Origin of the sequence: Collinsella sp. AF14-35 (assembly GCF_003464565.1) — a bacterium.
Classification (GTDB): Bacteria; Actinomycetota; Coriobacteriia; order Coriobacteriales; family Coriobacteriaceae; genus Collinsella.
In genome coordinates, this window is record NZ_QRZD01000007.1 from 39956 (window position 1) to 61572 (window position 21617).

The window sequence follows — 21617 nt, forward strand, 5'->3', positions numbered from 1 at the left end:
TGCAAGCACTTTTTTCAAAAAAGTTTACGAATTTGTAAATGCGCAGGTAGATCCGTATGCCCGGCCCCGAATCGGTGTTGCCTCCCGGCGCGTCCTCGGGCATGGGCGATATTTTGCTACGCACTTCGTGCTGCAAAATATCGCTCCCCCTGCGGAATGCGCCGGGAGGCAACACCGATTCGGGGCCTACGGCCACATTCTCCAAACACAATTCCCAAACATGTTCTGGGGGCTGATAAAAAGTTTGTGGCTCGGCTTTGCCGAGCCCTTATATAAGGAGGCCGGAGCTAAAGCTCCGGCCTCACTCAATTTCTTATTAGGTTTAGTGAGCGATCGAGGAATCGCACTCCCCCTGCCGAGTTACCGCAGGGCCCGCCCTGGCGTTACTTTTCAGAACATTCCGCAGGACAGAGGAAGCCCCGCAGCGCGTAGCGCGCGGCGGGGCTTCCGACATGTCCGAGGACGTTCTGAAAAGTAACGCCAGGGCGGGCCCGGACGATAACAACCGACTACAGGTCGATGTGCGATTCCTTGATCGGGAACGGCTCGGCGAAGTGGCACGCGCAGCAGTGGCCCGGGGCAACTTCCTTAAACTCAGGAAGCTTCTCGGAGCAGATGCCCTGCGCGATCGGGCAGCGCGTGTGGAAACGGCAGCCGGTCGGCGGATCCAGCGGCGACGGCGGATCGCCGGCGAGGATGATGCGCTTGCGGGTCTTCTGAATATCCGGATCGGGAACCGGCACGGCAGATAGCAGCGACTGCGTGTACGGATGGTGAGGCTCGCTATAGAGCGTCTTCCAGTCCGAAACCTCGACCATCTTACCCAGATACATAACGGCAACGCGATCGGAGATGTGCTGCACGACGGACAGGTCGTGGGCAATGAAGAGATAGGCCGTACCGAACTTGTCCTGAAGTTCCTTGAGCAGGTTAAGAACCTGGGCCTGAATGGAAACATCCAGAGCGGAAACGGGCTCGTCGCAGATGATCAGCTTGGGCTTCAGAGCGAACGCACGGGCGATGCCGACACGCTGACGCTGACCGCCCGAGAACTCGTGCGGATAGCGGTTGATGTGCTCGGGGTTGAGGCCGACGACGTCCAGCAGCTCGCGGACGCGCTCGATTCGCTCTTCCTTGGTACCCACGCCATGAATGGTCATGGGCTCAGAGACAATCTCGCCGATGGTCATACGAGGATTGAGCGAAGCATAAGGATCCTGGAAGATAAACTGCATCTCGCGACGCATGTCCTTGATCTCATGCTTGCTCATCTCGGCAACGTCTTTGCCCTGGAAAAACACCTTACCGGCGGTCGGCTTGGTCAGGCGCATGATGGTGCGACCCGTCGTGGACTTACCGCAACCAGATTCACCAACCAGACCAAAGGTCTCACCAGGATAAATCTCAAAAGAGATGTCGTTTACAGCAGAGACGACGCGCTTGGAAAAACGCTTGGCGAACATGCCGGACTCTGCGGGGAACTCCTTAGAGAGGTGCTCGACCTTCAGCAGCGGAGTACGCTCGTTGGTATCTGCCATTACGCCTCGCCTCCCTTCTTAGAATCCTTGCGCGTACGGGACGTCTCAGGAGCGTTCTTGAGGAACTCGGGGTCACCGGAGTAGTGGCACGCAGAGTAATGACCGGACTCGGTGACAACGCGCTCGGGGCGCTGCTTGCGGCACTTGTCCGTCGCATAGGGGCAACGAGGAGAGAAGACGCAGCCCTCGGGCAGGTTCATGAGCGAAGGCGGGTTGCCGTGAATCGGCGTCAGCGGCTTCTTCTCTTCGATGGCCTGCTCCGGGATAGAGCGGATAAGGCCCCAGGTGTAGGGGTGGCGGCTCTCGTAGAAGATTTCCTCAGCAGTACCGAACTCGACGGGACGGCCGGCGTACATAACCATGATTTTGTCGGCCATATCGGCGACAACGCCCAGGTCATGGGTAATCATGATGATGGCGTTGCCGTTCTTCTCCTGCATTTCCTGCATAAGCTCAATAATCTGAGCCTGAATGGTAACGTCCAGGGCGGTCGTGGGCTCGTCGGCAATCAGAATATCGGGATCGCAGGCAAGGGCCATAGCAATCATGACACGCTGACGCATGCCACCAGAGAACTGGTGCGGATACTCATTGACGCGCTTCTCGGGCTCGGGAATGCCAACGAGGTCCAAAAGCTCGGTGGCGCGCTTGAGCGCCTCCTGCTTGGAGTAGCCACGATGCAGACGAAGGCCCTCGCCCACCTGCTTGCCGATCTTATAGACCGGGTTCAAGGAGGTCATAGGATCCTGGAAGATCATCGCGATATCGTTACCGCGAATGTGCTGCATCTCTTCCTCGGTCATCTCGAGGATAGAACGACCGCGATAGCGAACGTCGCCGCCCTCAATCTTTCCCGGAGGCATCGAAATGAGGCCCATGATGGTCATGGCGGTCACGGACTTACCGGAGCCGGACTCACCGACGACACCCAGGGTCTCGCCGCGATCGAGTGTGTAGGACACACCGTCGACAGCGCGAACGACACCATCTTCGGTATGGAAATACATCTTAAGGTCATCGACCTCGAGCAGATGCTGGCCCTCGGGAACCGGCTGGTCCTTCAGGTCCACATAGTTCTTGTTCTTCTTCATCCTTATGCGTCCTTCATCTTGACGTCGAGGGCGTCGCGCAGACCGTCACCCAGCAGGGTGAAGGCGAGCACCGTCGAGAGAATTGCCAGACCGGGCATGATCATCATCCAGGGAGCAGTCAGAAGATACTGCTGACCGTCCTGAATCATGGAGCCCCACGAAGGCGTAGGCGGGATAACGCCCATGCCGAGGAAGGACAGGGCAGACTCGGTCAGAATAGCGCCACCAATGTTCATGGTCGCATAGACCACGATAGAAGCAACGGAGTTCGGGAAGATATGGCGCATAACGATACGCGCATCGGATGCACCCATAGCGCGAGCGGCGTCAACATAGTCGTTCTCTTTGACCGTCAGGATCGCGGATCTAAAGACGCGCGCAATCGAAGGCCAGCCGAGAATGCCGATGGCGATAAAGACATTCTGAAGACCACGACCGATAACGGCAATCATGGCAACAACGAACAGCACGTACGGGAACGCCAGGAAGATGTCCGCACAGCGCATGATGATCGTATCCCAGATGCCGCCATAGAAACCGGCCAGGGCGCCCATGACCAGACCGATCACCGTGGAGATGGCGGTGGCCATAATACCGACGGAAAGCGAAACGCGTGCACCGTAGATAACACGGACGAGAATGTCACGACCAAGAGAGTCGGTGCCAAACGGGTGCTCGGCACACGGAGCCAGCAGCGACGTCTCGGCCATGGTGGTCGAGTCAGAAGCCGTAGGAGAGCCGAGCCAGGGCTTAGCCCACAGATCGGCGGTCAGGGCGACCACAACAACGATGATGATCCAGCAGACACCGATAACGGCGAGCTTGTTCTTACGAAGACGCTTAAAAGCGTCGCCCCACAGCGTGCGGGACTTGGCGGGAGCAGATGCGGCCTTGGTGGCGGTAGCCTGCTCCTGAGACTGAGAATCAGTTTCCTGCATGAGACGTACCTCCCTTAGGCCTTATCCGACGGACCGCCAAGGCGGATGCGCGGGTCGAGGAATGCATAGCTAATGTCGACGAGCAGGTTGATCACCATAACGACGACAACAATGAGCGTAACGCCGCCCATAACGATGGGCCAGTCGCGCATGCTAATGGCGCGGTAGACCTCGAAGCCGATGCCGGGCCAGTTAAAGACCGTCTCGGTCAGGATGGCGCCCGAAAGCATGCCGCCGAAGTCGACACCAATATAGGTAACGACGGGGATGAGTGCATTCTTAAGCGCATGCTTGATAATGATCGCGCGATTGGAGAGACCCTTGGCCTTTGCCGTACGGATGTAATCCTGGTTCATGACGTCAAGCAGCTGCGAGCGCATAATGCGGGCGGCATAAGCGGTCGAAACCGAAGCCAGCGTAATGGTCGGAAGCACATAGTGCATCCAATCCTGATACTGAGAGCTGGAACCGCCGGCACCCGAGATCGGCATGGAGAATGCACCGCCCGTGGCGTCCTTGAGAATGACGCCAAAGAACAGCTGCAGCAACATACCGAGCCAGAAGGCCGGGACGGCAACGAGAATCGACGTGGTGAGCGTTACCAAAATATCCCAGAAGGAATAACGCTTAACCGCCGAAATGATACCCGCACCGATACCCATGATTGCCTCGAGCACGATGGCGCACGCGGCAAGTTTGACCGTATACGGATACTTCTGGGCAAAGATTTCCGTAACCGGCAGCTTGCGCTGGTACGAATTGCCCAGATCGCCATGAAGCAGGCCGTTCATGTAATACAAGTAACGGTCCACGAGCGACGTTTGAACGGGGTCGCCGTTCTCGTCAAGGATCGCGTTGCCGTCCTCGTCCGTCTGGACCAGGTGATAGCGAACGCGAAGCTGAAGCTCCACCTCGGGGGACAGAGCCTTGTCTCCACCGATCAGCTTGATCGGATCTCCCGGCACGATATTCTGGAGGGCGAACAGAATCAGCGTAACGCCCAAAAACACCGGGATGAACTGAAGCACACGTTTAACGATGTACTTACCCATACCACTCCCCTATCTAGGGATTAACCTAAATGGGATGCCGATCGCCAGACCGGCATCCCAAAATTACCATCAGCCAGTTTACCCCAGGTTAGGGAGAACTGTATGTTTCCCATGAGGTCTACGTAAATACTTGACCCTCACGGAAGCTGCAAAACCCTTAGGCGAGCTCGGCGGTACCCAGATCGGCGTGCTTCTGCGGATCAACATAGAGATGCTTGACGCGGTCAGAGCCAGCGATGGTGTGCGTGTAGAACATCACCGGGATAACCGGGCAGTCAGCAGCGACCATAGCGTCGGCCTCCCGCATCTTGGCGATGCGCTCCTCGTCATCAACCGTGGTGCGGGCCTCGTCGACCTTGGCATCGAACTCGGGGTTGCTGTAACCGGAGCGGTTGTCGCCACCGAGGGAGTCGGAGTGGAACAGCGGGTACAGGAAGTTGTCCATGATCGGGTAATCGGCGATCCAGCCCAGACGGCCGAACTGATAGTTGAAGTTCTGATACTGCTCGAGCAGGGCAGACCACTCAGGGGTATCGGAGACAGCGGTAACGCCAACCTTGGCGAGGTCGCCGATGATGGACTCCATGATCTCCTTGTGACCACCGTCCTGGTTGTAGGAAAGGGTCACGCTAATGCCACGATCGCCGTTAGCGCCAGCGGGAGCGACCTTGTCGAGGTACTCGTTAGCCTTGTCGACGTCATAGGCGCAGAACTCCCATGCGCCCTCCTTGTAGCCGGCGATTCCCGGAGGAACAATACCGTCGGCGGGGGTACGGGTACCCTTGAAGATGGTCTTGCAGATGGCCTCACGGTTGATGGCCAGGGAGATGCCCTTGCGCAGGTCGGCGTTATTGAACGGCTCGGCCGTGGTGTTGCAGGTCAGATAGTACGTGGAAGGCTCGGCACCGAGCAGCATATGCTCGCCGTCACCCATGGTGTAACCGTCCTTGGACTCGCCACGGTCCTTCTTGGCGGCATCGATCTGAGCAACGGGAACGTCGCAGACATCGAGGTTACCGGCCTGGAACTCCTTGTAAGCGGTCTCCATGTCCTTGATGACCTGGAAGTGGATGCCATCGATCTTGGCCTTGTCGCCATAGTAATCGTCAAACTTCTTGAGGTTGATCTCCTGGCCATCCTCCCACTTACCGTCCATCATGAACGGGCCGTTACCGACCGGGGCAAGGTAGAAGCTCTTGACATCGGACTCGGCGCACTCGGGAACCGGGGACAGAGCCGGGTGAGAGGCGACGAAGGGGAAGTCGGCGTAAGCGGAAGACAGCTTGACGACGAGGGTCTCATCGTCGGGGCAAGTAACACCGCTGAGCTCGGTAGCGTTGCCGGCAAGCAGATCGTCATAGCCCTCAACCATGGAAAGGTGATAGGAGACCTCGGAAGGACCATACTCGGTGGCGATGGCCGACTTGGTGTTGACTAGACGCTCCCAACCGAGCTTGAAGGACTTGGAGGTAACGTCGTCACCGTTGTGGAACTTAGCCTTCTTGATCTTGAAGGTGAACTCGGTGGCGTCGTCGTTAGCCTCAAAGGACTCGCAAGCCAGCGGAACGATCTCGCCCTTCTCGGGGTCGTACTCCGTCAGAGCGTCGAAGAGCTGGTACTCGACCTGAGTGCCCTGATCCTCCTGGACGTTGTAGGGGTCGATGCAGACCGGGTTGTTGATGTAGAAGTTCAGCGTCGAACCGGAGTCAGATCCGGAAGCGTCGCCGCCCTTCTTGCCGCATGCGGCAAGAAAAGCCATGGAGCTCGCAGCGAGGGTGCCGCCAACAAAGGCGCGACGACCCATAACGGGCTGGTGGAACATAGAATCAGCCATGCCATCCTCCTTATGAGATAGGACAAAGTGAATTCGGCCGGGCAACGTCGAGACAGCCCAATCGAACCATTCAAACGCGGTCCGCCGTTATGGCTGGTTATGCAGTGCGGGCCAACGTTTTGCAATACAGTAGCGCATTTTATGCACAATTTGGCGCTGATTCCGGTTAACGGTCGAGAATTTCTTTAGTTAGGCGAAGTATGTGGGGATATTTTGACTCTATTACAAGTCTGTAAACAAAAAGGGCCCCGCACATGCGGGACCCTTTACAAACGTATATACGCCGATGCTTAGTAGCCGACGATGCCCTGCGGGAAGAAGAACATGCACAGCACGACGCACACGGCAAACACAACAGCCATGATGACGGTCAGGCGGTCAAGGTTCTGCTCCATAACGCCCGTGGCAGAGGTGGAGTTATACAGAGAACTGGCGATCATATCCGAAACGCCGGTGCCCTTACCGGAGTGCATCAGAACGAGAATCGTCAGCGCCACGGCAGAAACAGCCCACACAGCAAACAGAAGAATCTGGAACGGACCCATAGATAAGCTCCTTAATAGAACAATTCAAACTCCAGTACTGTACCACAACCCCCAACACTCCCCATCTGCCATTTGGGGACGGAGTAGAAATGGCAGAAATACCAAAAGGGGGTTGCCCGGACGTGGACAACCCCCTTACAAGAAAACGATAGTTGTTTTCTTTAGGCCTCGGTGGCGAGCACGCGGCCCGTCATCTCGGCGGAAGGCTCGAGACCAGCCATGGTGAGCATGGTCGGAGCGATATCGGAGAGACGACCGTCCTCGATACCGGTGAGCTTGGCCTTCTCATCAACGATGATGAACGGCACACGGTTGGTGGTGTGAGCCGTGAACGGATGCTTGGAACCGTCGGAAGCAACGTCAAACATGTGATCGGCGTTGCCGTGGTCGGCGGTAATCAGCGCAAAGCCGCCCTTGGCGAGAATCGCCGGGACAACCTTGGACAGGGCATCGTCAACAGCCTCGACGGCCTTAACGGCGGCGTCGAAGACACCGGTGTGACCAACCATGTCGCAGTTCGCGAAGTTCACGATGTAGAAATCAGCGCGATCCTCGTTAATAGCAGCGACGAGCTTCTCAGTAACCTCCGGAGCGCTCATCTCGGGCTGCAGATCATAGGTAGCGACCTTGGGGGAAGCGACGAGCACGCGCTCCTCGCCCTCCTTGGGCTCCTCGATGCCGCCGTTGAGGAAGAACGTCACGTGGGCGTACTTCTCGGTCTCGGCGGTATGCAGCTGCTTCAGGCCGTTGGCGGCGATAACGTCGGCCAGGACGTTCTCGGGGAACGTCTTGGGGAAGGCGACCTCGACGTCAAACGTCGGATCGTACTCGGTCATCGTCACAAAGTGAGAAAGCTTGATCTGCTCGCGCTCAAAGCCGTCGAACTCCTTGTCCGTGAACACGCGGGTCATCTGACGAGCACGGTCGGGACGGAAGTTGAAGAAGATGGCCGCGTCGCCCTCGTGGATGCCCTCGTTGTGGGCAGCGAAGGGCTCGACGAACTCGTCGCCGCGCGGATCCTTCTCATAGTAGGCCTTGATACCGGCAACGGGGTCGGTATCGGCATCGGACGCGTTGACCATGACGTCGTAGGCGCGCTGGATGCGCTCCCAACGATTATCGCGGTCCATGGCCCAATAACGGCCCGAGACGGTGGCAACGCGAGCGTCGCAACCAGTCTCCTCGGAGATCTTAGCCAGGAAGGCGCAGAACTCACTCATGTAACCGGCACCGGACTGCGGGTCAACGTCGCGGCCATCCATGAAGGCGTGGACGCGAACGGTCTTGACACCATGCTCGGCAGCCATCTTGACCAGAGCCTCGACGTGGTTCATGTGAGAATGAACACCGCCAGGGCTCATAAGGCCCATGAGGTGAAGGGTCTTGCCGTCAGCCTTGACGTCGTCCATAGCCTTGACGAAAACCTCGTTCTTGGCGATGGAGCCGTCCTTGATGGCGTTGTTGATGCGCGAAAGCTCCTGGAACACGATGCGGCCGGCACCGATGTTGAGGTGACCCACCTCGGAGTTACCCATCTGGCCATCGGGAAGACCCACGTCCTCGCCCGAAGCGCCGAGCGTGGTGTGGGGGTACTTCTCGTACAGGCTATCAAGGAAGGGCGTCTTGGCAGCGGCGACGGCGTTCTCGCCATCGGCCGGAGCAAGGCCGCAACCATCCATGATGATCAGGAGTGCAGGAAGATGACGCTGTGCCATATGTCCTACTCGCCTGCCTTGACGACCATAGAGGCGAAGTCGGCAGCCTTGAGCGAAGCGCCGCCCACAAGGGCGCCGTCAACGTCGGGCTTGGCGACGAGCTCGGCGATGTTGCCGGGCTTAGCGGAACCGCCATACAGGACGCGGATGCCGTTAGCGAGCTCCTCGCCGAACATCTCCTTGAGGGTCTCACGGATAGCGCCGCAGACCTCCTGAGCGTCCTCGGCGGTAGCGGTCTTGCCGGTGCCGATGGCCCAGATGGGCTCGTAGGCGACGACGACCTGCTTGGGGCAGGTGATCTCAAGACCAGCAAGGCCGGCCTTGACCTGGTTCACGACGTGCTCGACATAGGTGCCGGCCTCGCGGACCTCAAGGGACTCGCCGCAGCAGAAGACGGGAACAAGACCGGCGGCAACGAGAGCCTTGGCCTTCTTGTTCTGGTCCTCGTCGGTCTCGTGGAAGTAGTCGCGACGCTCGGAGTGACCGATGATGCAGTAGGTGCAACCAGCGGACTTGAGCATGTCGCAAGAGGACTCACCGGTGAAGGCACCCTTGGCCTCCCAGTACACATTCTGTGCACCGAGGGCGATGGGGGCAGCCTGAATGCGGTCATGAACCGTGGTGATGTCGATAGTCGGAGGGCAGACGAGCACCTCGACGCCAGCCGGAACCTCGGGCAGAGCCTGAGCCAGCTCGTCGGCGAGCTTGGCGGCCTCGGCGACGTCGTTGTTCATCTTCCAGTTACCAGCGATAAGAAGGGTGCGATTAGGCATCGAGAAGCGCCTCCACTCCGGGCAGGGCCTTACCCTCGACGAGCTCCATGGAAGCTCCACCACCGGTGGAGATCCAGCTCATCTTGTCGGCCAGGTTGAACTTGTTGACAGCTGCGACGGAGTCGCCACCGCCGATGATCGAGGCGCAGTCGGCCTCGGCGACAGCCTCGGCGATAGCCTGGGTGCCGTGAGCGAAGTTGTCGAACTCGAAGACGCCCATGGGGCCGTTCCAGAACACGGTCTTGGCACCCTTGACGGCCTCGGCGTAAAGCTCCTCGGTCTTGGGGCCGATGTCCATGCCCTCACGATCGTCGGGGATAGCGTCGGAAGCGACAACCTCGGGGACAGCGTCCTCGCCAAAGTGATCGGCAACGCGGTTGTCGATGGGGAGCAGGATCTTGACGCCCTTCTCCTCGGCCTTCTTGAGCATCTCGCCAGCGCGCTCGACCCAGTCCTCTTCCTTGAGGGACTGACCAACGGACAGGCCCTGAGCCAGGAAGAAGGTGTAGGCCATACCGCCACCGATGATCAGGGTGTCAGCAGAGTCGATGAGGTGATCGAGAACGCCGATCTTGGAGGAAACCTTGGAACCGCCGACGATGGCGACGAAGGGGCGCTCGGGCTCGGCGAAGATGCCGGTCAGCGTGTCGACCTCCTTCTCGAGCAGGAAGCCGGCGACGGCAGGCAGGTAAGCGGCGGGGCCCACGACGGAACCCTGGGCGCGGTGAGCGGTGCCGAAGGCATCGAGAACGAAGACGTCACCATAGGAAGCGAGCTTCTTGGCGATCTCGGGATCGTTCTTCTTCTCACGCTTATCGAAGCGGACGTTCTCGAGAACGAGAACCTTGCCCGGCTCGACGGCGGCGACAGCCTCGGCAGCCTTCTCGCCGTAGGTGTCGGCAACAAAGGCAACGTCAAGACCAGAGAGCTCGGCGAGCTTCTTGGCGACGGGCTCGAGGGACAGCTCGGGCTGGAAGCCGGTGCCATCGGGACGGCCGAGGTGGCTCATGAGGATGACGCGAGCATTGTGCTCAACGAGATAGTTGATGGTGGGCAGGGCAGCCTTGATACGGGTGGTGTCGCCAACGACGCCATCCTTGATAGGCACGTTAAAGTCAACGCGGACGAGAACGCGCTTGCCGTCGACATCGATGTCGCGGACGGTCTTCTTGGTAAAGGCCATGTTTGCTTCTACCTTTCGTACGTGTCTGCCTCCCATTACGGCAGACGATTTCTTATAAAAAGGGCGCGACCCTAGGGTGTAAGCCCTATAAGGCCGCGCCCTTCTTTAGACGCTCAACGAGCTATTCGCTAAAAGCTAAATTAAGCAACGAACTTCTCGAAGTACTTGATGGTGCGGACCATCTGAGAGGTGTAGGAGTTCTCGTTGTCGTACCAAGAGGTGACCTGAACGAGGGTCTGGCCGTTGCCGAGGTCAGAGCACATGGTCTGAGTGGCGTCGAAGATGGAGCCATGGGTCTCGCCGATGATGTCGGTGGAGACGATGTCGTCCTCGTTGTAACCGAAGGTCTCGGAGATGGTGGCAGCGTAGGCCTTCATAGCAGCGTTGACCTCGTCGACGGTGACCTTCTTGTCAACGACAGCGTAGAGGTTGGTGATGGAGCCGGTCGGCGTCGGGACGCGCTGGGCGGCACCGATGAGCTTACCGTTGAGCTCGGGGAGAACCAGGCCGATAGCCTTGGCAGCACCGGTGGTGTTGGGGACGATGTTGACGGCGCAGGCGCGGCTACGACGCTTGTTGCCCTTGCGCTGCGGGCCGTCGAGCGGCATCTGGTCGCCAGTCCAGGCGTGAATGGTGGTCATGATGCCGGACACGATGGGAGCGAAGTCGTTCAGACCCTTGGCCATCGGGGCGAGGCAGTTGGTGGTGCAGGAAGCAGCGGAGATGATGTTGTCCTCAGCGGTCAGCGTCTCGTGGTTGACGTTGTACACGATGGTGGGCAGATCGCTGCCAGCCGGAGCGGAGATGACGACCTTCTTGGCGCCAGCGTTGATGTGGGCCTGAGCCTTAGCCTTGCTGGTGTAGAAGCCGGTGCACTCGAGAACGACGTCGACGTCGAGGTCGCCCCAAGGCAGGTTGTTGGCGTCGGCCTCCTTGTAGATCTTGATCTCCTTGCCGTCAACGGTGATGGAATCCTCGCCAGCAACGACCTCGTGATCGCGAGCGTAGTTGCCCTGCGTGGAGTCGTACTTCAGCAGGTAAGCGAGCATATCGGGAGAGGTGAGGTCGTTGATAGCGACGATCTCGGAGCCCTCATGACCGAACATCTGACGGAAAGCCAGACGACCGATGCGACCGAAGCCGTTAATAGCAACCTTTACTGCCATTGTGTCTCCTTTCGTAAGGCCCCCGCAAGCTACAGCGCCTGCCGTTGAGGCCCACAAACTAACCACTCGCCTAATATACCTTTTTTTTGACTTGAATTTCACGAGAATGCTCGAAATTGAAAATCAAATTTACGTTAAAACGTTTTAAATACTAAAACAGCAGCTAAATCCGTATATAAGTCGATACTTTAATCTACCTGTTTGCTTCAATGAGCTTTTCAAGCCTCAAAACTCGATGGTAGAGGGCCGACTTCGACAAGGGAGGGTCAGCCATCTCCCCTAAATCACGCAGCGAAAGATCGGGATAGCGCTCGCGCAGGTCGCAAAAGACCGCCAAGGCATCCGGAAGCGCATCGCGAAGGCCTCGCTGCTCGAGCTCATCGATAAGCGCAAGCTGATGCTGGGCAGCACCGGCGCTTCTGGTCTGGTTGGCGAGCTCGGCGTTCACGCGACGGTTCACATCGTTCTTAACCAACTTGACCGCGCGCGCCTCCTCAATCTCGGCAACGCTGCGCTTGGCACCAATCAGCTTTAATAGATGCTCGATTTCCTCGGCGCTCTTAATGTACACGGCATATGACCCCCGCCGCGCATTAACACGAGCATGGACCCCAATCTGCTCCAACAGATCGCAAAGCCCCTTGGCATATTGCTCGCCCTGCACCGCGATCTCCAAATGAAAGTCGCCGCGGGGATCGGCCACGAAACCGCCCGCGATGAGCGCGCCGCGGATGTAGGCAAGCCTGCAGCAGGGACGGGCAACGATGTGCCGGGGAACACCGGCGACGAGCCCTCCCCTGCGGTCGAGAATGCCCAGCAGCACCAGAGCCTTGTCCAGGTCGGGTTGATCGGGCAAGGTGATGAGGTAGTTTCGAACCTTATGCAATACAGATTTACGGACGGTGAACTCCGTTTTGAGCTTAAGGATGCGATGCGTCAGTGTGATCATCGTGCGCGCGACGGCGCCCGTCTCGGTCGCGACCGTCAAACGATACCGCCCGGAGCCGGCCAACGAAAGCGTACCGCTCACACGCGTCAGGGCGGCAAGCGTCGACAAATCGCAGTATTCACATTCGGGTTCGCAGCGCGCAAGCTCGTCGCGCACCTCAGCGGTAAACGACATGCAGGCCTATGCCTTCGTGTTGGCGCGCGACAGGTCGCGGTGGGAGATGCTCACGTGATACTGGGCGCCTTCCAGGTAACGGGCCGTGGCCTCGGCAATGGCGACGCTACGGTGCTGTCCGCCCGTGCAGCCGATGGCGATAGAAAGCTGCGGCTTACCCTCCGCGATATAGCCCGGCATCACCGTATCGAGCAGCTGCGTCCAGGCCTTCCAGAACTCCTGGGTCTTGGGATGGTCCAGAACAAAGTCGGAGACTTTCTTATCGAGACCGGTCATGGTACGCATCTCGGGATCGTAAAACGGATTGGGCAGGAAGCGAACGTCGATCATAATGTCCGCCTCGACGGGCATACCGTGCTTAAAGCCAAACGAGAACACGTGAACGTCCATGAGCTGCTGGTCGGACAACTCGGAGAACGCCATGCGCAATTTGTTGCGCAGGGCAGAGGTGCGCAGGCGGCTCGTGTCGATAATCATATCGGCTCGATCGCGCACGCCCTGCAGCTGAAGGCGCTCGCGCTGAATGGCATCGGCCGTAGTCTCCCCCGGCTTGGCAATGGGATGACGGCGGCGATTTTCGCTGTAGCGACGAATCAGCACCTCGTCAGAAGCCTCCAGGAACACGATGTCGCAGCTCATCTCGCGCTCTTCGAGCGCGGCGACCGCATCGAGCAACTCGTCAAACAGTCCCTGGCTACGCAAATCGCAGGTGACGGCGAGATGCCTGCCCACGCCCGTATTGATGCCGACGAGCTCGGCAAGCTGGGCGATGAGACGCGGAGGTAGGTTATCAATGCAAAAATAGCCCATGTCCTCGAACACGTGCATGGCCTGTGTGCGGCCCGATCCGGACATTCCGGTGATGATGACGATATCGGGGATGCGCTCCGAGCGCTCCGCCGCATCCATGGCATCTCCCTTTTGCATGTGCTGCCTCCCAAAAACAAGCGCGGGACCCAGCAACCCGGATCCCGCGCGGTCAATTGCCTATATTGAGTATACCGCCCCGAGCGGATACGAGGCCTGTCTTACGCCTCAAGCGCAGCCTTGAACCAACTCGTAATACTCGTGGGGTGCGTGATGGCGGTGCCGACGACAACGGCCCAGGCGCCAGCATCGATCGCAGCGCGAGCCTCCTCGGGCGTGTGCACGCGGCCCTCGCAGATGATGGGAAGACCGGGGAATTCCTCGGTCGCCTGACGCAGGAGTGGCAGGTCGGGGCCATCGGCCATGGTGCAGTCGATGGCGGCGACGCCGTGAGAAAGCGTGGTGGATACCAGGTCAAAGCCCATATCAACCGCACGGCGAATGTCCTCGATGGTGGCACAATCCGCCATCAGGAGCACGCCCTCCTCGTGCAGCGGGCGGAAGGTATCCTCGACGGTCTTGCCATCGGGACGCGGACGATCGGTGGCGTCGATCGCCACGATATCGGCACCGGCAGCAACGCAGGCGCGAGCGTGACGCAGCGTCGGCGTGATGTAAACGCCCTCGTGTCCATCCTTCCACAGGCCGATGACGGGAACCTCACAGCGACCCTTAATAGCGGCAATGTCGGCAAGGCCCTGACAGCGAATGGCGGCGGCGCCGCCAAGCTCGCAAGCGCGAGACATTTGAGCCATGGTCTCGGGCGTACGAAGCGGCTCGCCCATATACGCCTGAACGCTCACGACGAGCTTGCCCTTCAGGGATTGAATCAAAGGATCGACGGTCATAAGGCTGCAACCTTTCTCAGAACAGCCTCCCGAGGCGTGTTGTCTCGGGAGGCTCCTACAGCAGATACGTTTACTTCAACGAGGCAAGAAGATGCTCAGCGGCACCGATGAGCGGAGCATCGCCCTCCAGAGAACCGATGAGGATCGGCGTGTCCTGAAGCGGATCGAGCGCCTGGCTGGCATAGCCCTCGTGCACCGAATCCTTCCACGTCTGCGAACGCCAATCGGGACCTTGGTGAATCACGCCGCCCGAAAGCACGATGACCTCAGGGTCCAGGATGTTAGCGAGCGAGCCCAAGCTGGCGCCCAGCGCAAAGCCGGCGTCGTGGATGACCTCGGTTGCCTTTGCGTCGCCCGCGCGGCACAGGTCGTTCACATCGCGACCGACCGAAGGACGGCTGGGGTCGACGCGGCCAAAGCGCTCATCGTACATACGACCAATGGAAGTGCCCGAAGCGACAGACTCAAGATGGCCGGAACGCCCGCAGGCGCAGGGAATGCCGGCGGCAGCCGAGCACTCGATGTGGCCCATATGGCCAGCAGCACCATGGAAGCCCTGCATCACGCGGCCGTTCTCGACATATGCGCCGCCAATGCCCGTACCGATGCCCAGGCACAAGACGGAGAACTTGCCCTTGCCGACGCCCCAGTGGGCCTCGCCCAGAGCATGAGCCTGCACGTCGCCTACAACGGCAACGGGAAGACCGAGATCCTCACGCAGACGCGGCCCCAACTGAACGCCGGACCAGCCGGGCATGATCTCATTGGCATACGCGATGGCGCCCGTCTTGGGATCGACGACGCCGGCGGCACCGATACCGACGCCAAGGACCTCGACATCGGGATTCGCCTCGAGAGCAGCCTTGATGGACGCCTCAATACGCTGGAAGACGGCCTCGCCGCCCTCTTGGGCCTCCGTGGGAACCTCGGCCTCAAAAACGGGATGGGGCACACTACCGTCAGCCGGGTACTCCATGATGGCAGTCGCAATCTTAGTTCCGCCGATATCGACAGAGCAGACGTACTTGTTCTCCATGTCGCTCTCCTTCGGAGATAAAAACAACTACAGGAAATGCGCCGTCAGGCTAGCCGTCACAGCGCAGTAAAGGTTATCCAGGTGCCCAAGATCGCCGAGAAACCGTGTGGCCATTGACCTAACGGGTCATGGCCACACGGTTGAACGGCGAGGTCGGGTGCCTGGGAAAGCTTTACAGGAGACCGTTGTCCTGGAGGACCTTCTTAATAGCCTCGACGTTCTCGCCAGTCATGGCCTTCACCGGGCGCGGCATGGTCGGGCTGTCGAAGATGCCCATGAGGTTCATAGCGGTCTTGAAGGCGCCGACGCCACCGGCATAGCCCTGGACGCCCGAGGTGACATCCCAGATGTGGGAGATCTCGTTGAGGCGATCCTGCTCGGCCTTGACGGTAGCCCAGTCACCGGCCTGAGCGGCCTTCCACTGGCGCACGTAGCCCTCGGGCTCAACGTTGGCAAGGCCCGGGACAGAACCGTCGGCGCCACCGAGGTAAGCGCCGTCGACGACAACCTCGTGACCGGTGAGGATACTCATCGGATGACCGTTCTTCTCGTTCTCCTGAACGAGGTAGCGGAACGAGATGTCATCACCCGAGGAATCCTTGACGCCAGCAAGGACGCCCTCGGCGCCGAGCTTGGCAAGGAGCTTCCAGGGGAGCTTGGTGTGAACGCAGACGGGAATGTCATAGGCAAAGATGGGCAGGTCGAGCTCCTCGTGCAGGATGCGGAAGTGCTCCTCGACCTCGGTCATGCCCTGCAGGGCATAGAACGGGCAGGTGGCGACAAGCGCATCGGCGCCCAGCTCCTGAGCGACCTTACCGTGCTCGATCATGCGCTCGGTCTCGGTATCGATGATGCCGACCAGGACGGGCACGCGATGGTCGACGATACGAACGGCCTCGGCAATGATCTGGCGACGACGCTCATCGGTGGAGAAAACGACCTCGCCCGAAGAGCCCAGGAAGAACAGGCCATCGACGCCGGCATCGATCATGCGGTTGATGCTGCGCTCAAAGGAGGCAACGTCGAGCTGGTGATCTTCGGTATCGGGAACAACGACGGGAGGGATAACGCCGGTGAATTTCTGAGTTGCCACAAGAATCTCCTTAGTTGTCTGGCGGGCGGCCCTATGCCACCCACTCTTGTTGGCAGTGTCCAGGCCGTCTAGGCCAAAGAACACGGGTAGAACGTTTGGTTAAAAAAGTCGATGACTTCGTTTTCGAACGCATTGATGCGCTCATGAGCGTATTTGGCATAGATGATATGCCTCCGGTCACACTCAAGACCGTTGAATACGGCAAACTGGCCCTTGGGATCGCTCACGGCATCCATGAGCGATGTGCCCATGAGCACCGATCCACGCACCCGAGACGACAACGCCTCGAGGCCACCGGGAATTGGATTGGCAACCGCCGTGCAGGCGAGGCCCCGCTCGTCCAGAGCAGAAACCGCCAGCGCGACTCCGCCGCCAAGGCCCTCGCCCCATGCAAAGATGCGGTCGGGGTCCACGCCATCAAGATTGCGCGCCACCTTCGCCATCGCGCAACCCCAACGGACGCGCTTGACAAAAGCAGGAGAGGCAATCCCCTGCTGCAGCTCGCTGGATCCAATCGCCTCATCGTCCAGCGCAAGCACGGCATATCCCATGGCCGCAAACCTCGTCATGTGATGCCATCCCCGCACGGGTCGGTCGATGTCGTGAAACATCAGACATAGCGGCACAAGCTCGGATGCTCGGGCGCGACCGGCAGGCTCAATCAAGCGTGCGTGGACCACATCGCCACCAAGCTCAAAGGAAACCTCCGAGTAACGGGCGCAGGGGTTAACAAAGTCAATCGCCGTAATGGCCAGGCCTTGAATCTCAAGATTCGAAGCACATGTCTCCAAATCAGAAACATCTGCCTGAACATCACCGTGCCAGTCCCGATATTCAGAGAGCCTTGACGAAACCGTCCCGGGAATCCCCACAAGGTCGGAGACAATCAGCTCGCCGACATTGCTCTCGCACTTAGACATGAGCCTCCCCTCCCTTGCAGAAAAACGGAATGATCAGATCGTCAAAATCCTGAATCTCCTCGTGGCCAAAGCCTTCAAAGAACTCATGACGCTTTTCACAGGTCAGGTTGTTATAGACCGCAAACTGCGTCGCTGGCGGACAGACGGTATCGGCTGTGCCGGTGCCAAACAGCACGGGGCATTTGACCATGGGGGCAAAGTTCTTGGAATCGAAGTACGCCAGCTTGGCATAGGCTTCGTCAATACGAGTCGAGTCCTCGTCAAACCAGCGAGACCAATAGCGCAGGCCCTCGTAGGCGATGTCGTCGGCATCCAAATCCCAGACCAGGCGGAAATCTGACAGGAAGGGATAGAGGATGGCGGCGCGATTGATAAGCTCGCTGTTAAGTGCACAGGTCGCAATGCCCAAACCGCCGCCCTGCGACGCGCCGTTCACAAACACACGGGCAAGATCGATGCCCTCGAGCTCGCGAACGATGCGGCACAGGATGCGAATATCTTGGTGCAAGCGGACATAGTAGAGGTTGGCCGGGTCGCCGTCGATACCGGCGACGATATGGCCCGCGACCGTTGTGCCCTCAAATCCACCAATGTCCTCGGAGGGACCTCCTTGACCGGGGCAGTCGAGGGCGATGAGTGCCATGCCCATGCCCGCAAACGACGCCTGCTCAAACCAGCTGCGGCTTGCACCCGGATATCCATGGAACTGAAGTACCAATGGCACGGGCTCGTCCGAGACGGGTTTAAGGTACTTGGCATGCAGGCGAGCGCCACACATGCCGGTATACCAGAGGTCGAAAAGCTGGCAGGTCACGGCATCTGTGACCGATGCCGTCTCGATCGCATAGTCAAGCCCGACCGCGTCGGCCTCGGCCATGCGATCCTTCCAAAAGAGATCGAAATCTGATGGACGGGGCATGGCGCCTCGATATTCACCAAATTGATGTTGTAGCTCCTGAGCACTTGGCATGGCTCGTGAACCCAACCTTTCGAAATCGCAACGGAGGTGCGCCCGGCAAGGGAACCGGGCGCACGGGAGGGAAAGCGAGGCTACTCGCCGAGCTTGGGATGCAGCAGCGACGGCGCAGCGCCGAGCAGCATCTTGGTGTAGGGGTCCTGGGGGTGCTGGAAGACCTGCTTGGCCTCGCCCTGCTCGACGATCTTGCCGCCATTCATAACGATGATGTCGTCAGAGATATAGCGGACCGTCTGGATGTCATGGCTGATGAACACCATGGCCAGGCCGAGCTCCTTCTTAAGGTCGGTCAGCAGGTTCAGAATCTGCGCGCGGACCGAAACGTCCAGAGCCGAGGTGGGCTCGTCGGCGATGATGGCATCGGGGTTCAGCGACAGGGCACGGGCAATTGCGACGCGCTGGCGCTGGCCGCCCGAAAGCTGGCCGGGAAGAACCTCGGCGGCGGAGCTGGGCAGACCGGTGAGCTCCAAGAGCTCCTTGACGCGCTTCTCCTGCTCGGCCTCGGTACCCAGGTTGTGGACGCGCATGGGGTCGAGCAGTTGCTCGCGAACGACCATGCGGGGGTTGAGTGCCGTGGCCGGGTTCTGGAACACGACCGAGATGACGCGACCCATGTGGCGACGGTCCTCGGCGGTACGTTTGGTAACGTCCTTGCCCTTAAAGTAGACCTTGCCGCTCGTGGGGGCCTGCAGGCCGCACATGACGTTGGCGGTGGTGGACTTACCGCAACCGGACTCGCCGACGATGCCGATCGTCTGACCGGGCATGAGCCTAATCGTTACACCCTGGACGGCGTGAACCAGGTTAGGGTGCAGAATCGAGCCGGTACGGGTCCTAAAGGTGACGTGGACGTCATCAAGGAAGATGATCGGCTCGACGCCGTTGACTGCGGTCTCGCTCATCTACATCACCTCCGCGTGAGGGGTCAAACCATTTGCCTTGAGCACCTCGTCGGGGAGCTCGGAATAGAAGTGCTCGGTGCCGGGCACGCGCTTGAAGACCGGACGGGTGTCCAGGCCAATACGCGGATGGCTCGAGCGGGGCGCGAAGCGATCGCCCTTGGGGAAATCGCGCGGGCTCGGAACGGCGCCGGGCACCTGGTGCAGGCGGCCCGAACCGCTCTCGATGGACAGGACGGAACCCAGAAGACCGCGGGTGTACTCGTGGATCGGGTTGGTGAGCAGCTCCTTGGTGGGCGCCTGCTCGATAACCTGACCGGCGTACATCACCGTGATGTTATGGGCGACCTCGGCGACCAGCGCCAGGTCATGCGAGACGAAGATCATGGCAAAGCCGAGCTTGGCCTGAAGGTCGTTGAGCAGCTTGATGACCTGCTTCTGGACGGTAACGTCCAGGGCGGTCGTGGGCTCGTCGCAGATGACCAGCTTGGGGTCGCGGGTAAGGGCCATAGCAATCAAAACGCGCTGACGCTGACCACCGGAAAGCTCGTGCGGATAGCTTTCGAGCGTACGCTTGGGGTCGAGGCCCACGAGCTCCAGGAGCTCCTCGGCGCTACGGGTGCCGCCACGCTTGGTGAGCTGCTTCATCTGGGCAGAGATGAGCATGGAGGGATTGAGCGAGGACAGGGCGTCCTGATAGACCATAGCGATATCGGTACCGCGCAGGCCGAACCACTCCTTCTTACTCATCTTGAGCAGGTCGCGGCCCTCCCAGAGTACCTCGCCGGAAAGGTGCTCATCGTCGTCGGTCAGGCCCATGATGGCCAGCGTGGTGATGGACTTACCGCAACCGGACTCGCCCACCAGGCCCATGGTCTGACCAGGACGGACGTCAAAGTTGACATGGTCGACGACGTTGATATCACCGTGATGCTCAAACTGAATGCAGAAGTCACGGACCGAGAGAATCGGTTCGACAGACTCGTCGGGCACATGGCGATCGTCACGCTTGAGCTCGACATCGCGCAGGGCGCCAAGGCGAGCAGAGAGGGACTGGGCCTGCTCCTTGTAGGCGCGAACGGGGTCGGAGACCAGCAGGTCGGCCTCGCGACGCTTGGAGGAATCGGTCGGATCCAGGGCGGCGGAGGGAGCAGCGGCCATGGCGTCGGTAATGCCCTCGGAGAGGATGTTGAGCGCCAGGCAGGTGATCATGATGGCCAGGCCCGGGAACAACGCCTGCCACCAACGGCCGGCGAGCACGCCGCCGCGGGCGTCGGCGAGGATGTTGCCCCAGGTAGCGGTGGGCTCCTGGATACCAGCGCCGATGAAGGTCAGCGAAGCCTCGAAGATGATGGCGTCGGCGACTAGGGTAACGGTGAAGACCATGATCGGGGCGATGCAGTTACGCAGAACATGCTTGATTAAAATCCACGGAGCCTTGGCGCCGGAAACGATGACCGCGCGGACATAGTCCTCGCCGTACTCGGACACGATGTTGGCGCGCACGATACGGGCAATCTGCGGAGTGTACATAAAGCCGATGGCGAAGATGATCGACGGCACGGAGTTGCCCAGGATGGAGACGAAGACGGCCGCGAGGGCGATGCCCGGGATGGACATGATGATGTCCAAGATACGCATGATCGTCTCGGAGACGGCCTTGCGCGAAACCGCTGCAAGGGCGCCCACGACCGAGCCGCAGACCAGAGCCATGGCAGTGGCGCCAAAGCCGATAATCAGCGAGTAACGACCACCGTAGAGCATACGCGACAGAATATCGCGACCCTTATCGTCGGTACCGAAGATAAATCCGTTGCCGGGAGCCTGGCGAGCCGTAAAGATCTCGACCGGGCTATAGGGGGCAAGAAGGGGCGCCAGAATCGCAGTCAGGGCGACCAGCACCAGCACGACGGCGGCAATCTTAGAAGATAGCGTCATCTTCTTCCAGCCACCGAGCTTGAGCCCCTTGGAGGCAGCCTTCTCGAGCTGCTCGGTTTGCTTCTCTCGAATCTTTACCATA

At 59.6% G+C, this 21617-nt stretch carries 19 protein-coding genes; all 19 read right to left on the bottom strand.

Annotated features, from left to right (window positions below):
* Positions 1-509 precede the first annotated feature (509 nt).
* Positions 510-1538 carry an ABC transporter ATP-binding protein gene (locus DWW12_RS03835; protein ID WP_022094888.1) on the bottom strand — a complete coding sequence of 343 codons (1029 nt, stop codon included), beginning with the start codon at positions 1536-1538 and terminating at the stop codon, positions 510-512.
* Entirely contained in the window at positions 1538-2629 is a 1092-nt protein-coding gene (locus DWW12_RS03840; protein ID WP_022094887.1) for an ABC transporter ATP-binding protein, read from the bottom strand. Before DWW12_RS03840 ends, DWW12_RS03835 begins: the two co-directional genes overlap by 1 nt.
* Before the next feature lie 2 nt (positions 2630-2631).
* On the bottom strand, positions 2632-3567 hold the full coding sequence (locus DWW12_RS03845) for an ABC transporter permease (RefSeq protein WP_117640785.1): 936 nt from the start codon (positions 3565-3567) through the stop codon (positions 2632-2634).
* Between the two features lie 14 nt (positions 3568-3581).
* Positions 3582-4619: an ABC transporter permease gene (locus DWW12_RS03850; RefSeq protein ID WP_117758574.1), complete on the bottom strand. Its 1038-nt coding sequence runs from the start codon at positions 4617-4619 to the stop codon at positions 3582-3584.
* Positions 4620-4776: 157 nt separating this feature from the next.
* A complete protein-coding gene (locus DWW12_RS03855) occupies positions 4777-6453 on the bottom strand; it encodes an ABC transporter substrate-binding protein (RefSeq protein WP_117758575.1) in 1677 nt (558 codons plus the stop codon).
* A gap of 290 nt (positions 6454-6743) precedes the next feature.
* Positions 6744-6998 (bottom strand): preprotein translocase subunit SecG, encoded by a 255-nt coding sequence (gene secG, locus DWW12_RS03860; RefSeq protein ID WP_117773759.1) that lies wholly within the window; start codon positions 6996-6998, stop codon positions 6744-6746.
* A gap of 161 nt (positions 6999-7159) precedes the next feature.
* Complete coding sequence (gene gpmI, locus DWW12_RS03865) at positions 7160-8713, bottom strand: 2,3-bisphosphoglycerate-independent phosphoglycerate mutase (RefSeq protein ID WP_117773758.1); 1554 nt, start codon at positions 8711-8713, stop codon at positions 7160-7162.
* A gap of 5 nt (positions 8714-8718) precedes the next feature.
* Positions 8719-9486, bottom strand: a complete 768-nt coding sequence (gene tpiA, locus DWW12_RS03870) for a triose-phosphate isomerase (protein WP_022094882.1) — start codon at positions 9484-9486, stop codon at positions 8719-8721.
* On the bottom strand, positions 9479-10669 hold the full coding sequence (gene pgk / locus DWW12_RS03875; RefSeq protein WP_117855071.1) for a phosphoglycerate kinase: 1191 nt from the start codon (positions 10667-10669) through the stop codon (positions 9479-9481). The genes tpiA and pgk overlap by 8 nt, the downstream gene beginning before the upstream one ends.
* A 140-nt stretch (positions 10670-10809) precedes the next feature.
* Positions 10810-11835, bottom strand: coding sequence for a type I glyceraldehyde-3-phosphate dehydrogenase (gene gap, locus DWW12_RS03880; RefSeq protein ID WP_022094880.1), 1026 nt, complete (start codon positions 11833-11835; stop codon positions 10810-10812).
* 193 nt (positions 11836-12028) lie between these two features.
* The gene (whiA, locus tag DWW12_RS03885) at positions 12029-12958 is read right to left on the bottom strand and encodes a DNA-binding protein WhiA (protein WP_022094879.1); all 930 of its coding nucleotides are present in this window, start codon (positions 12956-12958) and stop codon (positions 12029-12031) included.
* A gap of 6 nt (positions 12959-12964) precedes the next feature.
* Positions 12965-13885, bottom strand: coding sequence for an RNase adapter RapZ (gene rapZ / locus DWW12_RS03890; RefSeq protein ID WP_022094878.1), 921 nt, complete (start codon positions 13883-13885; stop codon positions 12965-12967).
* A gap of 101 nt (positions 13886-13986) precedes the next feature.
* Positions 13987-14673, bottom strand: a complete 687-nt coding sequence (locus tag DWW12_RS03895; protein ID WP_022094877.1) for an N-acetylmannosamine-6-phosphate 2-epimerase — start codon at positions 14671-14673, stop codon at positions 13987-13989.
* 70 nt (positions 14674-14743) lie between these two features.
* Entirely contained in the window at positions 14744-15709 is a 966-nt protein-coding gene (locus DWW12_RS03900; RefSeq protein ID WP_022094876.1) for an ROK family protein, read from the bottom strand.
* A gap of 172 nt (positions 15710-15881) precedes the next feature.
* The gene (locus tag DWW12_RS03905) at positions 15882-16802 is read right to left on the bottom strand and encodes a dihydrodipicolinate synthase family protein (protein ID WP_035138887.1); all 921 of its coding nucleotides are present in this window, start codon (positions 16800-16802) and stop codon (positions 15882-15884) included.
* A gap of 68 nt (positions 16803-16870) precedes the next feature.
* Complete coding sequence (locus tag DWW12_RS03910; RefSeq protein ID WP_117855073.1) at positions 16871-17722, bottom strand: acetylxylan esterase; 852 nt, start codon at positions 17720-17722, stop codon at positions 16871-16873.
* Positions 17715-18692 carry an acetylxylan esterase gene (locus DWW12_RS03915; protein WP_117855075.1) on the bottom strand — a complete coding sequence of 326 codons (978 nt, stop codon included), beginning with the start codon at positions 18690-18692 and terminating at the stop codon, positions 17715-17717. Before DWW12_RS03915 ends, DWW12_RS03910 begins: the two co-directional genes overlap by 8 nt.
* A gap of 80 nt (positions 18693-18772) precedes the next feature.
* Entirely contained in the window at positions 18773-19600 is an 828-nt protein-coding gene (locus DWW12_RS03920) for an ABC transporter ATP-binding protein (RefSeq protein ID WP_089573612.1), read from the bottom strand.
* Positions 19601-21616, bottom strand: coding sequence for a dipeptide/oligopeptide/nickel ABC transporter permease/ATP-binding protein (locus DWW12_RS03925; protein ID WP_035138893.1), 2016 nt, complete (start codon positions 21614-21616; stop codon positions 19601-19603). It abuts the gene before it with no gap.
* Between the last annotated feature and the right edge of the window lies 1 nt (position 21617).

Bases quoted from the DNA above. Each gene is read 5' to 3' on its own strand.
- DWW12_RS03835 (WP_022094888.1), bottom strand. From the start codon at position 1,538: ATGGCAGATACCAACGAGCGTACTCCGCTGCTGAAGGTCGAGCACCTC.
- DWW12_RS03840 (WP_022094887.1), bottom strand. From the start codon at position 2,629: ATGAAGAAGAACAAGAACTATGTGGACCTGAAGGACCAGCCGGTTCCC.
- DWW12_RS03845 (WP_117640785.1), bottom strand. From the start codon at position 3,567: ATGCAGGAAACTGATTCTCAGTCTCAGGAGCAGGCTACCGCCACCAAG.
- DWW12_RS03850 (WP_117758574.1), bottom strand. From the start codon at position 4,619: ATGGGTAAGTACATCGTTAAACGTGTGCTTCAGTTCATCCCGGTGTTT.
- DWW12_RS03855 (WP_117758575.1), bottom strand. From the start codon at position 6,453: ATGGCTGATTCTATGTTCCACCAGCCCGTTATGGGTCGTCGCGCCTTT.
- secG (WP_117773759.1), bottom strand. From the start codon at position 6,998: ATGGGTCCGTTCCAGATTCTTCTGTTTGCTGTGTGGGCTGTTTCTGCC.
- gpmI (WP_117773758.1), bottom strand. From the start codon at position 8,713: ATGGCACAGCGTCATCTTCCTGCACTCCTGATCATCATGGATGGTTGC.
- tpiA (WP_022094882.1), bottom strand. From the start codon at position 9,486: ATGCCTAATCGCACCCTTCTTATCGCTGGTAACTGGAAGATGAACAAC.
- pgk (WP_117855071.1), bottom strand. From the start codon at position 10,669: ATGGCCTTTACCAAGAAGACCGTCCGCGACATCGATGTCGACGGCAAG.
- gap (WP_022094880.1), bottom strand. From the start codon at position 11,835: ATGGCAGTAAAGGTTGCTATTAACGGCTTCGGTCGCATCGGTCGTCTG.
- whiA (WP_022094879.1), bottom strand. From the start codon at position 12,958: ATGTCGTTTACCGCTGAGGTGCGCGACGAGCTTGCGCGCTGCGAACCC.
- rapZ (WP_022094878.1), bottom strand. From the start codon at position 13,885: ATGCAAAAGGGAGATGCCATGGATGCGGCGGAGCGCTCGGAGCGCATC.
- DWW12_RS03895 (WP_022094877.1), bottom strand. From the start codon at position 14,673: ATGACCGTCGATCCTTTGATTCAATCCCTGAAGGGCAAGCTCGTCGTG.
- DWW12_RS03900 (WP_022094876.1), bottom strand. From the start codon at position 15,709: ATGGAGAACAAGTACGTCTGCTCTGTCGATATCGGCGGAACTAAGATT.
- DWW12_RS03910 (WP_117855073.1), bottom strand. From the start codon at position 17,722: ATGTCTAAGTGCGAGAGCAATGTCGGCGAGCTGATTGTCTCCGACCTT.
- DWW12_RS03915 (WP_117855075.1), bottom strand. From the start codon at position 18,692: ATGCCAAGTGCTCAGGAGCTACAACATCAATTTGGTGAATATCGAGGC.
- DWW12_RS03920 (WP_089573612.1), bottom strand. From the start codon at position 19,600: ATGAGCGAGACCGCAGTCAACGGCGTCGAGCCGATCATCTTCCTTGAT.
- DWW12_RS03925 (WP_035138893.1), bottom strand. From the start codon at position 21,616: ATGGTAAAGATTCGAGAGAAGCAAACCGAGCAGCTCGAGAAGGCTGCC.